This is a genomic window from Mucilaginibacter jinjuensis, from assembly GCF_028596025.1.
Taxonomy (GTDB): domain Bacteria; phylum Bacteroidota; class Bacteroidia; order Sphingobacteriales; family Sphingobacteriaceae; genus Mucilaginibacter; species Mucilaginibacter jinjuensis.
Genome location: NZ_CP117167.1, coordinates 4,809,636 through 4,825,362, shown reverse-complemented (window position 1 = coordinate 4,825,362; position 15,727 = coordinate 4,809,636). Strand labels below are relative to the sequence as shown.

The 15,727-nt window shown below is 43.5% G+C and carries 11 protein-coding genes; 1 reads left to right on the top strand and 10 read right to left on the bottom strand.

Annotated features, from left to right (window positions below; genetic code table 11):
• Nucleotides 1–50 precede the first annotated feature (50 nt).
• From PQO05_RS20815 to PQO05_RS20780, 8 genes are all read right to left on the bottom strand, one after another.
• Entirely contained in the window at nt 51–632 is a 582-nt protein-coding gene (locus PQO05_RS20815; protein WP_273629377.1) for a sigma-70 family RNA polymerase sigma factor, read from the bottom strand.
• 97 nt (nt 633–729) lie between these two features.
• A complete protein-coding gene (locus PQO05_RS20810) occupies nt 730–1,557 on the bottom strand; it encodes a hypothetical protein (RefSeq protein ID WP_273629376.1) in 828 nt (275 codons plus the stop codon).
• A 130-nt stretch (nt 1,558–1,687) separates the two neighbouring features.
• Entirely contained in the window at nt 1,688–4,153 is a 2,466-nt protein-coding gene (locus tag PQO05_RS20805; protein ID WP_273629375.1) for a glycoside hydrolase family 31 protein, read from the bottom strand.
• 89 nt (nt 4,154–4,242) lie between these two features.
• Entirely contained in the window at nt 4,243–5,619 is a 1,377-nt protein-coding gene (locus PQO05_RS20800) for an MFS transporter (RefSeq protein WP_273629374.1), read from the bottom strand.
• 204 nt (nt 5,620–5,823) lie between these two features.
• Nucleotides 5,824–7,638, bottom strand: a complete 1,815-nt coding sequence (locus PQO05_RS20795) for an alpha-amylase family glycosyl hydrolase (protein ID WP_273629373.1) — start codon at nt 7,636–7,638, stop codon at nt 5,824–5,826.
• A gap of 16 nt (nt 7,639–7,654) precedes the next feature.
• Nucleotides 7,655–9,964, bottom strand: a complete 2,310-nt coding sequence (locus PQO05_RS20790) for a glycoside hydrolase family 65 protein (protein ID WP_273629372.1) — start codon at nt 9,962–9,964, stop codon at nt 7,655–7,657.
• Between the two features lie 167 nt (nt 9,965–10,131).
• Nucleotides 10,132–10,782 (bottom strand): beta-phosphoglucomutase, encoded by a 651-nt coding sequence (gene pgmB / locus PQO05_RS20785; protein WP_273629371.1) that lies wholly within the window; start codon nt 10,780–10,782, stop codon nt 10,132–10,134.
• A gap of 13 nt (nt 10,783–10,795) precedes the next feature.
• The gene (locus tag PQO05_RS20780) at nt 10,796–12,655 is read right to left on the bottom strand and encodes a glycoside hydrolase family 13 protein (protein WP_273629370.1); all 1,860 of its coding nucleotides are present in this window, start codon (nt 12,653–12,655) and stop codon (nt 10,796–10,798) included.
• Nucleotides 12,656–12,802: 147 nt separating this feature from the next.
• Between PQO05_RS20780 and PQO05_RS20775 the strand changes: the two genes are divergently transcribed.
• Nucleotides 12,803–13,270: an SAM-dependent methyltransferase gene (locus PQO05_RS20775; RefSeq protein ID WP_273629369.1), complete on the top strand. Its 468-nt coding sequence runs from the start codon at nt 12,803–12,805 to the stop codon at nt 13,268–13,270.
• A 225-nt stretch (nt 13,271–13,495) separates the two neighbouring features.
• Here PQO05_RS20775 and PQO05_RS20770 read toward each other — a convergent pair whose 3' ends face one another.
• Nucleotides 13,496–14,554 carry a hypothetical protein gene (locus PQO05_RS20770; RefSeq protein WP_273629368.1) on the bottom strand — a complete coding sequence of 353 codons (1,059 nt, stop codon included), beginning with the start codon at nt 14,552–14,554 and terminating at the stop codon, nt 13,496–13,498.
• Between the two features lie 176 nt (nt 14,555–14,730).
• A complete protein-coding gene (gene gap / locus PQO05_RS20765) occupies nt 14,731–15,726 on the bottom strand; it encodes a type I glyceraldehyde-3-phosphate dehydrogenase (protein WP_273629367.1) in 996 nt (331 codons plus the stop codon).
• Nucleotide 15,727 lies beyond the last annotated feature (1 nt).

Here is a 15,727-nt window from a genome sequence, read left to right as displayed (position 1 = left end):
TTTTAAATTCATCCCTATGACTGGCAACCCCGAAAAAGATGCAGGAAAATTTAAAATAGTTTTTCGAGCCGCATTTTTTCTGCCTGCAACTCCTTGCATTGTGGTTTAATATCGAAACTTATCATCTCACCATTTTCATCAAAGGCTACCGCGCAGCATTCCAGAAAACGCTCTTTAAGTTTTACCCGGCCGCGTTGTATGCGCGATTTGGTGTTTACCAGGCTAAGATTTAGTTTTTCGGCAATGTCTTTCTGGCTCATATCTCCCAAATCGTACATAGCCAATGGAATGGCGTACTCCTGGGGTAATAATTGAAGTAAAGCTTTGATATAAACAGATGCTTCGCCTATGGCCGATTCGCTGTTTTCTTCCTCTACCAGGTCATCAATCAATGGCTGATGCTTCCCGGCCTTTTTGTAATAGTCGATAATGGTGTTGGAAGCTATTTTATAAAGCCATGCTTTTAAATATAGCACAGTTTTGCCCTTTGAACAGTATTGATAGCTTTTTAAAAGCACTTCTTGTAGCAGGTCTTTAGCATCCTGCTCATACGGTAAGCGATTCAGGATAAAACGGTAAAGGGATGATTTATATTCTTCCCAAATTTCAAATATGTTGCAATCCTGAACCAATGCTTTAACTGTTTAGTTTGAAACATCAAAACTACACGATACTATTTAACTGTTTTGTCATTATTTAGTGCTGAGTATTAAAACTAAACATGTATTTCTATTTGTTATAAATCGGTGTTCTTTTTGCCAGGTACGATAATGTAACCTTATAGGCATCTACACCCGGCCAAAATGCCTGGTGGCTTTTGGTGAATATTTTTGTGCCGTGATCGTAAATATTCATCAAAATTATTGTGGTGTAGTTATCGTATGAACTCGAACTCCCCGAACTATAAGTGGTTGTTTTATCTTTCGAATCTGTTTTCTTTGTTGTTGATGTGCTGCTGCCACCGCCGGTTGTTGTTGAGCTTGCATGATTAAGTGTAACTACACCGGTTACCAGATATTCAACTCCTAACATGTGGCATAAGTCGTCCATCGTGTAGCCTTTGATAGTTTCGGGAGTTACATTATTTCTAAACAAGATTACATTGGTATTTGCCGGATCCTGGAACTTCATGCTCACTGCTTTTTGTGCAAAATTAGTATAGCAATCATTTTGTATCTGGGTTTGCATAGCTTCAGAACCTGGTTGGCCGCCCACAATTAATCCAAATGGTAGTATAGCCACCTGATTTTTGGTATCTGCGGGTGCTGCCTGGGCTGGGTTTACCGGCAAGTTCGGTTGTGTTTGTGGCTGATTAAATATCTCGACCCTGCCGCTGGCAAAAGTTACTTTGGCTATATCTGCCTTTTTTACGGTGTAGCTTAATGTTTCTCCCTTATAAGTGAATTTGATGTTATCTTCATTGATCTCGGTTATTTTACCCACCATTTCATCACCTGTAGTTTTTACTACTACATCATACTTATCGGCATTGGTTTGTGCAAAAGTTTTAAACAGGGATATTAATGCGATAAAACAAATAAGGATAGCTCTTTTCATATTGAATAGATTTGATTTAGAAATAAGATCAGGATATAAAAATCAGCCTGGGGCAGTGCTGTTTTAACTAAGATAATATATCCCAATATAAAGGGCAAGAAAAAAGCCCCATTTTTAGCGGGGCTTTTAATTATTTCACAATTTCGATATGCTTAAAGTTTTTAGAGAATTTAAACTCGTAGCATTTCTCTTCGGTCAGTACAAAATCTGTTACGGTTTTGCCATCTACAATTATTTTAGAAGGCTTAAACGGCAAACCGATTAATTTGAAATGATAGTTTTCGTATCGCGGTGTGTACAGGCCTTCCAGGCTCTGCTCAATGGTAAGTAGGGTATCTTTGCCGGTAACAATAAACTTTTTCTCGAGGTAGATATCCTGTTCGTAGGCAAAGGTTTCGCCGTAATCTTCAAACAGGAATGAGTTTACTTCGTGATCGGCATAGTAAACGTTCAACTTTACTTCTTCAATTTCTTTTTCACCTACGTACTGCATTACCGGGTATTCTGGTATTACAGCACCGGCTTTAATAAATACCGGGATGGTTTCGAGCGGGGTAGGTACCATTACTTCGGCACCGCCGGTTACCAATTCATTGTCCCAGAAATTATACCATTGGCCTTTTGGCAGATATACCGGGCGTTTGGTTTGGCCGGGCTCCATAACCGGGCAAACCAAAATTTTATCGCCGTAAGTAAACTCATCCTGGCGGGCTTGATTGGTTAATACATCCTGTTCTTGTAAAACTACCGGGCGTAATATCGGGAAGCCATAGCGGTGGTGTTCCCAAAAGGTAGAATACATATATGGCAGCAGGCGGTAACGCAGCTCAATAAATTTACGATTGATAGAAGTGTAAGGGTCTCCAAAACTCCATGGTTCACGTTCTTTAGTATCGCCGGCAGAGTGCGCACGCATAAACGGTGAGAAAGCACCAAACTGGATCCAGCGCGTAAACAGTTCGCCATCAGGTTCGCCGCTAAAGCCGCCAATATCTGTACCGCAGAACGGTACGCCCGACATTGACAAACGCTGGCACTGTATATTACCCAAACGCAAATGCTCCCATGAGGCTACGTTGTCGCCAGTCCAAACCGAGGCGTAACGTTGCAAGCCTGAGTAACCTGCACGGGTGATGGTAAACGGACGCTTATTTTTCATCAACTTGCGCAAACCTTCGTAGGTAGCGCGTACCATTTGCATCCCGTAAACATTGTGTGCCTTACGGTGAGATCCGCGGAAACCATCATACTGGTGGCGAACATCATCAGGGAAAGTACCTGCGCCAAAAACGGCAGGTTCGTTCATATCATTCCATACACCGGCAACGCCAAGCTGTACCAGTTCGTCAAACAAACCACCCCACCATTCACGAACCTCTGGGTTGGTAAAATCAGGAAACTGGCAACGACCAGGCCATACGTGGCCTTCCATAAAATAATCATCACAACGGCGGCAGAAATAACGTTTCTCTTTACCCTCTTTAAACACGCTGTAATTATCGTCTACACGGATACCCGGGTCAATAATTACCACAGTTTTAAAACCATCAGCAGCCAATTCCTTAATCATTTTTTTAGGATCAGGGAAATATTTGCGGTTCCAGGTAAAGCAACGGTAACCATCCATGTAATCAATATCGAGGTAGATACCATCGCAAGGGATCTGGTTGGCGCGGAAACCTTTGGCAACAGACATCACCTTACTCTCGGGATAATAGCTCCAGCGACATTGGTGGTAACCCAGCGCCCAAAGCGGCGGCATAGGGTGGGTGCCGGTTAAAAGATGATAACGTTTTACCACGTCCATCATGTGCGGGCCGTGGATGTAGTAATATTGCAATTCGCCGCCATCTGCCCAGAAACTGGTTTTGTTACGGTCTTCCGACCCAAAATCAAATGTGGCTTTAAATGTATTATCAAAGAAAATACCGTGAGCGATACCTTCGTTTAAACTTATGTAGAAAGGGATACTACGGTAAAGCGGATCCTGGTTCCAGCCGAAAGAGTAGGCATCGGTATTCCAGTTTTTAAACCTGCGGCCGCGAAGGTTAAGGTCTGATGCTTTATCGCCCAGGCCGTAAAATGCTTCATCGGGGTGGCAAACTTTTGTGCCGAATACGTAATAGCCACCAAACTGCGTATTTTCTTCCCAGTGCATTGGTACTGCATCCTGGTTGGTAACGTGGTTTTGAGTATCAGAAAAAGAGATATGAAAATCTATTTTACGGATGTGGCAATTTACTGTACTGGTTGATACGCGGTATTCCGATTCATCTTCATGCAGCGAAAAAACAGTGGCTTTTTGCTCGTGTTTAGGTACTGCGTAAGAGAACTCTTCGAGAAAAACACCGTGTGGCGCTAACCTGACCCGTATAATTTCATCGCTTACAACCGTAATTTCAACCCGGGCTTCGCTGTCGGTAAAGAAGAATTTATTACCGGCTGCTTTAACATCGGTAACGATGCCTAAATATTTTTTAACAATGGGCTTTAACCCGAGCACAGGATTGTTAAGGTGATGAAATTCATCGTCTTCCTCTTCTCCTATAATTTTACTCCCTAATAAATCGTCGGGATCAAGTATATTTTCGTCCATGAACCTTATTTCTTGGTGATCAATAGTGTCTCAGCTTAAAGAAGCCAATATATTGATATTTACCAACAATTAAGCCAACAAATGTCAATCTAACGGTCTGCTAATGCTTTCTTAACACTGATATCCTTGCTATCCTGTACAAACAATACAGAGAGAGCCGCGCAAAGCATAAAAATGCCTGCTAAAACGATTGCATATATCGCCTGGCCACCATAAAAATATTTTACGATAGGCCCGCCGAAAAATCCGTTAACAATTTGAGGGAAGGTGATAAAGAAGTTAAAAATTCCCATATAAACCCCCATTTTCTTAGCCGGGATAGAGCTCGACAGGATGGCGTAAGGCATAGCCAATATACTACCCCAGGCCAAACCGATACCTACCATGGGAAGAATTAACCACATCGGGTCTGCAATGAAAAATATTGATAATAAGCTGATTCCACCAAGAACTAAGGAGAAAGCGTGCGCCTGTTTACGGCTGGTAGCTTTAGCTAATGAAGGCAATATTAAAGCATAAATGGCCGATACGCCATTATAAACACCAAACAAAATACCCACCCAGTTACCGGCTTCGCTATATTTTGCCGATGAGGTATCGCCCGCAGGTACGTGGTAAATGTGTGCCGCAATGGCCGGGGTGGTAAATACCCACATTGAGAAAAGCGCGAACCAGGAGAAAAACTGCACCAGACCCAATTGCTTCATGGTTTTGGGCATGCGTTTCAGGTCGCCTAAAATTTCTGCTATGCCGCTTTTGGGTTTTTCTTCTGCTTCTTCTGCCGGGTGAAATTTGGCATATTCTTCAGGAGAGTATTCTTTGGTGCGGATGATAGTCCATAGTACGGTAAGCAGCAGGATAGTTCCGCCGAGATAGAAAGAATATTTAACGTTATCCTCAACCTGCCCGGCTGGAGCGGTAGATTGAACATGGAACCAATGCGTGAAAATATAAGGCAGACAAGAGCCTACCACAGCACCTAAACCAATTAAACAGGTTTGTACCGAGAAACCGATACTCCGCTGGCTATCGGGCAAGTTATCGGCAACCAAAGCACGGAAGGGTTCCATGGCCACATTAAACGAGGCATCCATAATCATTAGCATACCTGCACCAACCAAAATAGGAGGGGCGATTGAGGCAATAGCGGCCGAGTTAGGCATCAGAAACAAAGCGATAGCCGATAAAATAGCACCGGTTAAAAAATATGGCCGGCGACGGCCCAAACGGTTCCAGGTACGGTCACTATAATGGCCAATAATGGGCTGAACGATCATCCCTGTTATCGGCGCAGCCAGCCAAAACCAGGATAAATGCTCCACATCGGCACCAAATTTTTGAAGGATGCGGCTGGCATTACCGTTCTGCAATGCAAAACCAAACTGGATGCCCAGAAAGCCGAAGCTCATGTTCCAGATCTGCCAAAAACTTAATTTAGGTTTTTGGGCTATAGCGGGTTTACTCATTTAATCAGGGTTTATTTTATTGGTTCACTGGTTCATTAGTTCAATCGTTCATTGGTTGGGAACGGGTGAACTTTGTTTCTTCTTCTTTTTTCTCTCTTCTCTTCACGCGTCATTGCGAGGAACGAAGCAATCCCCGGCCTACAGAGCCGCTCTGTACAGTTCGCGATTGCTTCGTTCCTCGCAATGACGGGTTGGGGTAAATCCTCAAAACTTCAACATCACTCCACTGCTTGCCGGTAACGTGATATCCAATCCATTATTAATATCGTTAGCTCTGTAAGAGGTGCCATTCAACAAATCGGTGAAATTTACAGCCCCGCTTACATGTAACTGCTGCAGTAAATCGGCTGGCAGTTTCACATTTAAATGCTGCTCATTACGGTTAAAGTTGCTTATTACCAACACCTTTTGCTTATCGGTGTAGCGCAAGTACATATATACGCGCGTATTGAACCCTGTGTTGTGTTCATTCGCGATCATTAATTCGTAAAACTTGCCGCTGCTTAGCGCTTCGTTATCTTTAACGGTGTTTAATAATTTACTGTAGAAGTTGCGGAGGTTTTTCTGATCTTCTGATAACTGTCCGCCATCAAATTTGCCGTTGTTCAGCCATTTTTGATGCTCGGGTACACCCCAGTAATCGAAGATACTGCTGCGGCCATCTGCTCCGCTAAAACCTTCGGCAGTGGTGGCTGGTTCGCCAACTTCCTGACCGAAGTAGATCATTACCGGGCCGGTGTTTAGTGTGGCCGTAACAATCATCCCCGGAACGGCTAGCCAAGGGTTGCCTGCAAAATCATTAGAAGCAATGCGCTGCTCATCATGGTTTTCCATAAAGCGGATCATGTGCGCGTCCATGCCTTTGCAATCGTGGTTCCAAACAGCGTTTATGTCCCAGGTGGTGGCATTACCTTCGTTACGCACTAATCTTTTAATGGCATCGTATAAGCCCACCTTATCATATAGATAATCAAAATGTCCCTTAAATAAGTAATGTCCATATTCGTTTTTATTGTAGGCTTCGCCGATGAAAATGAGATTAGGATGTGTTTCCTTTAACTTCGGGATCACCCATGCCCAAAACTCAACAGGCACCATCTCCACCATATCGCAACGGAAACCGTCGATGCCTTTGTTACTCCAGAAGTTAAGGATGTCGTACATTTTTTGCCATACCGGTGGAATAGGGTCGAAGTGCCCGGTGCGGTTATTGGCATAGTCGACACCGTAGTTTAGTTTCAGGGTTTCGAACCAGTCATCAATAGATGGGCTAGCTGTAAAAGCATCGTTACCGGTTGCTTTGGCAGGGTTTTCATCAAAGTGGCCGTCTTTCAGTGAACTATGGAAATCATCTCCACCCGGGTTATATCCCCCTGGAACCTTAAATGGCTGACCAGGGATATAATAGAAATCATTTTTCGGATCGAAGCTTTTGGTTTTGTCATCATCCTCACCAAAATTGCGAACCCCAGCCGGCATTACATCCGAGTGGTAGGTACGGGCAACGTGGTTGGGGATAAAATCCATCAGCACCTGCATGCCGTTGGTGTGGGTACGTTTAATCAATGCTTCGTATTCGGCCATGCGGTTTTTGACATCGACGGCCAGATCGGGATCAACATCGTAATAATCTTTAACCGCGTAAGGAGAGCCAGCACGCCCTTTCACCACATCCGGATCATCAGGGTGAATGCCATAAGCCGAATAGTCGGTCATGGTGGCATGCTCAATTACGCCGGTATACCAAACGTGGGTAAAGCCCATTTTTTTGAGCTCCTGTAAACCGGCATCGGTAATGTCGTTAAACTTGCCAACGCCATTTTCTTCGATAGAGCCGTAAAACTTGTTTACAGTTTTGGCATTGCCAAACAGCCGCGGTAGCAGCTGATATATCACCAATTTATGATTCGGATCGGATTGCATACTTTTCTTTGTTTTTGAATGATTAGCCTTTGGTTGCGCTACTGCAATAACAGCAGGCAACAATGCAGCCAATATCAAAAAGTTTCTCCTTTTCATGAATAGCATTTTGCTATTAAGCTTCTAAAATGACATCGGCATTGGCTTTTACCACCTGCTCTTTGCCATGTACTATTACTATGGTTTCTGCTTCAGAATGGTTGGTGATCTGTACACCCTCTTTGCTTACTTTAACATTTAGCAAAGCGCCACGGAAACCAACATGGAACGAGAACGAGTTCCACTTAGCCGGTAAAAACGGTTGGAATGATAACTTGCCATCCTTAACACGCATACCGCCAAAACCTTCCACTACCGACATCCAGGTGCCTGCCATTGATGTGGTGTGGCAACCATCTTCGGTATCATTGTTATAATCGTCCAGGTCTAAACGTGAGGTACGCAGGTAAAACTCGTAAGCACGTGCTTCATCACCCAGTTTGGCGGCCAAAATAGCGTGCACGCATGGCGACAATGACGACTCATGCACGGTACGCGGCTCATAAAAATCAAAGTTTCTGCGGATGGTTTCCAGATCGTACTCATCTTCGAAGAAATAAATACCTTGTAAAACATCAGCCTGTTTAATAAAGCATGAACGCAGAATACGATCCCAGCTCCATTTTTGGTTGATAGGGCGTTGCGAAGCAGGCAGATCTTTAACTAGGATCTGCTCTTTATCCAGATAGCCGTCTTGCTGTAAAAACACACCCAGCTTTTCTGAATATGGATAGTACATTTTTTCAATAATGTCATTCCATTTTGCAGATTCTGCTTCGGCATTAAAGCTGATCTTTTCTACCAATGCATTGTATTTTGCAGCATCAGTAGTTTTAACCTGTTCGGCAACTTCCAGTGCATATTTCATACACCAAACGGCCAGTTTGCTGGTGTACCAGTTGTTGTTAATGTTGTTTTCGTATTCGTTTGGCCCGGTAACACCCAGCATTACATATTGTTGCTTATCATCGCTCCAGTTAACGCGTTGCGACCAGAAACGGGCAATAGCAATTAATACCTCCAAACCATAATCGGCCAGGTAAGCATCATCAGCAGTATAACGTACATAATTGAAGATGGCGTAAGCGATGGCACCGTTACGGTGAATTTCTTCGAAGGTAATTTCCCACTCGTTATGGCATTCGGTACCATCCATGGTAACCATGGGGTATAGTGCCGCGCCGTTGTTGAAACCAAGTGAAGCAGCATTTTCAATCGCTTTGCCCAGTTGTTTGTAGCGATAAAGCAGCAAGTTGCGGGTAACTTTTTGATCGGCAGTTGCCAGGTAAAAAGGCACGCAATAAGCTTCGGTATCCCAGTAGGTAGAGCCTCCGTATTTTTCGCCGGTAAAACCTTTGGGGCCGATGTTTAAACGATCGTCCTCGCCGGTATAAGTTTGATTCAGTTGGAATATATTGAAGCGGATACCTTGTTGTGCAGAGGCATCGCCTTCGATAATAATATCATTGTGTTTCCATTTCTCGGCCCATGCTGCGGCTTGTTCGGCCAGCATGATATCGAAACCTTTGGCTGCAATGCGTTGAAGTGTTTCGTTTAAAACTTGCTCTAACTGATCGGCAGGGTGGTTTTGTGACGATATGTTAGCCGCGTATTTGTAAATAGTAACAGGTTGGTTTTGGCTTGCCAGTATTGTAGTTTGCAGCGCAACATATTTCTCTTTTTCGATAGGCTGGAAGATAGGTTGACTTGCATGGCTGTGCTCGTTAACACTAACCAGCATCCCGGTTGCCACTTCGAAACCAGTTTTTTTGGTACGAAGCTGTACAAATGCGCCATTAGCAGATGTGCCTTTTTTTACCTCGTCCCAAAACTTCTCGTCGTAGTTGGCATCCTTGTTTTTAACATCGCCATCAACATAAGGCGTAATGGTAACTGCACCGCTGAAGTTTAACGGGGTAATGGTATAACGGATAGCACCCGTTTCGTCATCGGCCATGCTGCAAAAACGGGTAGACTCAACAGCTACCTGCTTACCGCTTTTGGTAGTGGCTGTGAAGTTACGTTTCAAAAAGCCCTCCTGCATATTAAGCTCACGGCTGAATTGCTGGATGCTGCATTGCGACAAATCCAATTGTTCGCCTTCGATGGTAATATCAATGCCTATCCAGTTGGCTGCATTTAATACCTTGGCAAAATACTCCGGGTAGCCGTTTTTCCACCAGCCAACACGGGTTTTATCGGGGTAGTAAACACCGGCTACGTAGTTGCCTTGCAGGGTATCGCCGCTGTAGGCTTCCTCAAAATTGGCACGCTGGCCCATACGGCCGTTACCCAGACTAAATATGCTTTCTGAAATCTTATTGTAATGAGGATCAAACCCTTCTTCGATAATCTTCCACTCATCAACTTTGATGTAATCTTTCATGTATAATTCTTGTAATAAGTCTTATTTATATGGTTCTAACGTTTAACCTACCTCTTTGTCATTTCGAACGATAGTGAGAAATCTTCTGCGATTGTAAGGCGTTGAACTTAGCAGGAGCAGAAGATTCCTCGTTATACTCGGAATGACAAATAGGAGGATAAGCGCTCTTATAATTTCTTCAATTTCTCAATCGTCATTTTATCCAATCCGCTAATCACCAAATCGGCCTGGTTCAATGTTTCCGGCGAACCGATGCCCACGGCTTTCATACCGCCATTTTTAGCAGCCTGTACACCGGCAATAGCATCTTCAAAAACAACGCATTCAGCAGGGGCAGCGCCTAATGCTTCGGCTCCTTTTAAAAATACTTCCGGATCGGGTTTTGGTGCGCTTACATGGTTGCCATCAACAATGGTATCAAACAGGTGCGCTATGCCAACTTTGTTTAATATGGTCATGGAGTTTTTACTGGCAGATCCTAAGGCAGTTTTTAATCCTGCTGCACGGCATGCTTCCAGGAAATTCAAAGCTCCGGGCAAAATTTCGGCCGGGGTCATTTGATTGATCATATCCACATACCACTCGTTTTTGCGGGTAGCCAGTTCTGTTTGCTCGGCTTCGGTTTTAGTAACGCCGCCCCAGCCTAAAATAAGTTGCAGGGAGCGCACACGGCTTACGCCTTTTAGCTGTTCGTTCTGCTCTTCGGTAAAATCGAAGCCCAGTTCATTAGCCAGGCGTTTCCAGGCTTTATAGTGGTAAACTGCAGTATCAACAATCACGCCGTCGAGGTCGAATATGCAGGCTTTTATATCAGTCATTGTAATAGTCAAATTATTTGTTTGCTGGCAAAAGCTCCAGTATTAAAGTTGATTTGCCGGGAATAGTTAAGTTGTTTAAATCGATGGTTTCATCGCTGATTACATTTTTGGCTTTTTTAACGCCTTTAATGCGTTCGGCAAAGTAATCTGTGGTGGTACTGGCTTCTTTTTCGTTGCTGTTGTAAACTATCATCACAGTCTTTTGATCATCGTATCTAAAGTACACATAAATACCCTTTTGCGGTATAAATTGCATCAATTTACCGGTTTGTATGGCGGGAGTGTTTTTGCGGTAATTAGCCAGTTTGCGCACGTAGTTAAAGGCATCGTTTTCTTTCTCGCTGCGGCCTTCGGCTGTAAACTTATTCACTTTATCTTCCTTCCAGCCACCGGCAAAATCTTCGCGAACGAGACCATCAGGGTTTGATTCGCCTTTCATCAAAATCTCGTCACCATAATACATTTGCGGTACACCACGCATGGTCATCAGTATGGCCATACCCGATTTGTATTTGGCATAATCTTCGTGTATGGTTGACAGGAAACGGCTCATATCATGGTTATCCAAAAAGATGGTATTTTTGGTCGGGTCGGCATATAAAAAGTCTTGCGCTATAACGGCGTAGAGGCGGTTAACGCCATCAGTCCAGCCATCTTTACCATTCAGTGCTTCGATGATGGCATCTTTTACTACACCATCGGTAACACCCGGTAAATGGGTATCAAAGCCACGGTTAACTTTATCGCCCTGTACAAAGAAAGCCTGGTTAGCTACACTCCATACCAATGTTTCGCCGAAGATAGAAAGGTGAGGGAATTCGCGTTGCACATCCTGAGCCCATTTAGCCATGTAAGCAGCATCATTATAAGGATAGGTATCCAAGCGGAAACCATCTATACCGGCATACTCAACCCACCAGATATGGTTTTGGGTAAGGTAGTTTTGTACGTAAATGTTGTTCTCATTCAAATCGGCCATGCGCTTGTCAAACCAGCCGTCTAACATGATCTTTTTATCAATTGCTGAGGCATGTGGGTCTTCTACAGCCATATCCCTGAAATTAGAGTTGGTGTATTTGGGCCACTGGTGTACCCAGCTTTTCATCGGCATATCCTGTATCAGGTAAGATTCTGTGCCGATGTGGTTATGAACCAGATCTTTAATAACTTTTAAACCCATGGCGTGGCATTTCTCCACATATTGTTTGTACAACTCGTTGGTGCCGTAGCGCGGGTCTATTTTATAATAATCGGTAACAGCATAGCCGTGGTAAGAAGCGTGGGGTTCATCGTTTTCAATCTCCGGGGTCATCCAAACTGCGGTTACGCCCAAATCTTTCAGGTAATCCAGGTGGTTTATTAAACCCTGAATGTCGCCACCATGGCGGCTATACATCGAGTCGCGGTGCAGGCCGGTTTCGCGCATACCGGGTACCACATCATTTTTGGTATTGCCGTTCGAGAAACGATCGGGCATCAGCAAATAAATTAAGTCTTTATTGGTTACACCTTGTGCGCGGTTGGCATCATGGTTACGAGCCCTCAACGTATAGCTGTAAGTTAAATCCTTTTCGCCCTTTTTAACAAACTTTATCGGGAACGTTCCCGGAACTACAGTAGAAAAAAGCTTAAGATCGATGAATAAGTAATTAGAATTTTCAACTTTATGCACCGCAACCAGCTTCACACCAGGGTATGAAAGTTGTACATCGCGGCTTGCAATATTGTTGCCATGCACTATCAGTTGCAGGTTAGGGTTGGCCATGCCAGTCCACCAAAACATGGGTTCTACGCGTTCTAAGGCAGGTATTTGGGCGCGTAAGCCCAAAGCCAGCAGTATACAGCAGGCAGTTAGCAGTAACGGTTTTCTCATAAAATTCATTTGTTATCAGGAATATAATTGGAGCGGTAGTGGCAAAGCTTTCCCGCGTTTCAAATTTATAATAAAATTGATTCGTTGCGGGAAAAAGTGAAAATTGTTTACTTTAAACTAAAAGTTACAAATTTTCGCCGTTTTGATATGAATATTACCCTGCAACCTATTGCTTATATCAGCAACAAAAGAGTCACCGCAACTGATGATTTTTGGGGAGATACCATCTCTGAAATTACGCTTGCAGAACACATCCCGACCGAAGCTTTTGATGGTATTGAGAGTTTCTCGCAGCTGGAGATAATTTATTATTTCGACAAGGCCGATCCTGCAAAAATTGTTTACTCGGGACACCCGCGTGGTAACAAGGCCTGGCCATTGCTGGGCATTTTTGCACAACGTAAAAAAGACAGGCCAAACCAGATCGGTTTATGCATGGTTCAATTGATTGAGCATAATGGCCGTACGCTTAAAGTGAAATATCTCGATGCTATTGAAGGTACACCGGTGCTGGATATTAAACCTGTTTTTAAAGAGTTTAAAGTGCCCGGAGAAATTAGGCAGCCACAATGGGTAGGGGAGCTGATGGTTGATTACTGGAAGCCGGAAAAATAGATGCGAAAATGAGGCATTGGGAAAAGAAGACATAATGAGGGAGACACAAAAAGCGGGAGACACAAGGTATTGTGTCTCTACGTTTAATATTCTTGAACAGGTACAAGGTTCTGTATTTACGTAGAGGCACAAGACCTTGTGTCTCTATCCAATGACGAAATAATATAAAAGATCTGTATTTATATAGAGACACAATATTTTGTGTTTCCTGAAGAATATAAATGTTTACCTACGTTCCATCTCCTCAAAAGATTCCTGATTTACAGTATTAAGCATTCCTGCCTCTTTTAACACATACAATGCATCAACTGTAACCCATTCATTGAGTTTGGTTTTGCTTGTTGCACCCCAGTTTACATAGTCGGCACCCAAATGCAGCGCGTTTGATGTTTTGTAGAAGGCTCTTTCTACCGGCCAGCCGCCTTTTGCGAGTTGTTTGCCTTGCAATAATTCTATAGCAGCATTACAGCGGGGGTCGGTAATAAAGCCTGTTTCGGCCATTACTTTTAGTGCGCCTAATATATCGTAGTGCCAGTATAAGGGGTAGTGCAGTTTGGTAAATTCGGGGTGAATAGTGAGCTCGGTTTGCTGACGTTTGTAGAGGTGTCTTTTCAAAAATACATCTGCCGCACGTTCTGCCGCTTTTGCAGCTTGCGGGCAACCGCTAATTTTTGCATATAAAGCCAGGCCGCGTAGTGGGAGCAGGGTTTCCATAAAGGAAGAATTTTCGGCATCCGGGTTTTTATCGCAGTTCCAGCCGCCATCGGGCCATTGCCATTTAAGGAGCAGTTGAACCAGTTCATCAATGCGCGAATCTGACAAGCCCAGTTTTAACAGCATGTAAAGTACGTTGCCCTGTTGTGAGGCGCACCTGCGGTAGCGGCCATGCATTATGGGTACACCTATTTGCTGGTAAGCCTGCGATTTGCTTTCGGCAATATATTCTTTATGAAATGTTTCGGAAAGCCAGAATTCGAGCAATTGATCCCGTATGGGTTCTAGCGAAGGATCGCCTTGAGGATAACCGATATCGGCCAGAGTAGCCAGTATCCAGTGCGCGCCCTGCCATTTATCGTAAACATTACGCTGGGAGAATATTTTACCACTGGTATCCTGTCGCGCCAACAATCTCTGAACGCGCACAGAGGTTTTAACCTCTTGCTGAAGTTGCTGAATAGCTGCCGACGCCGGGTCCTGGCCCAGCACATTCACCCTTACCTTATAACGGATAGAAAGCTCGGGCGACCGCAGCAAATGATTGATAATCGTTTGATGGTCAGTCAATAGTAAATAGTTAGTTAGGGTATCGCAAGCACAATTTACATTTTTTAGTTTTAAAATACAACTAACATTGTTAAACAAAATAGGAATGAGAAATTATTGATAATCTAAAGCCTATAAAATACAAAAGCCGTCCCAACATCAGTCGGGACGGCTTTTGAATATGTAGTGGAAACTAATTACAGTTTACCGATCTCTTGAACTAAATCAATGATTTTGTTTGAATAACCCCACTCGTTATCGTACCAAGATACAACTTTAACGAAGTTATCATTTAAAGCAATACCTGCTTTAGCATCAAAAATTGAAGTGCGTGCATCGCCTTTGAAATCTTCAGATACAACTTCATCTTCAGTGTAACCAAGGATACCTTTCATTTCACCTTCAGCAGCTTCTTTCATAGCAGCTTTAACTTGCTCGTAAGTAGCAGGAGTTTTTAAGCGTACGGTTAAGTCAACAACAGATACGTCAGCAACTGGTACACGGAAGCTCATACCAGTTAATTTACCTTTTAATTCAGGTAAAACTAAACCTACAGCTTTAGCAGCACCGGTTGATGAAGGGATGATATTTTGGTAAGCACCACGGCCACCTCTCCAGTCTTTTGCAGACGGACCATCAACTGTTTTCTGAGTTGCAGTAACAGCGTGGATTGTGCTCATTAAACCTTCTTCGATACCAAATTTATCGTTTAATACTTTAGCGATAGGAGCTAAACAGTTGGTAGTACATGAAGCGTTAGAAACGATAGTTTGTTCTGCTTTTAATGATTTGTGGTTAACACCCATTACGAAAGTAGGGGTGTCATCTTTTGCCGGGGCAGACATAACTACTTTTTTAGCACCTGCATCGATATGTTTTTGTGCAGTTTCCTGAGTTAAGAATAAACCGGTTGATTCGATAACAACCTCCGCACCTACTTCATTCCATTTAAGGTTAGCAGGGTCTTTTTCTGCAGTTACGCGGATGGTTTTGCCATTAACAACCAGGTGGCCACCTTCAACTTCAACAGTGCCAGTGAATTTACCGTGAGTTGAATCGTATTTCAACATATAAGCCATATAATCTGGCTCAATAAGGTCGTTAATACCTACTACTTCAATGTCAGGTCTTTCAATTGCAACTCTGAATGCCAGACGGCCGATACGGCCAAAGCCGTTGATTCCTATTTTCATG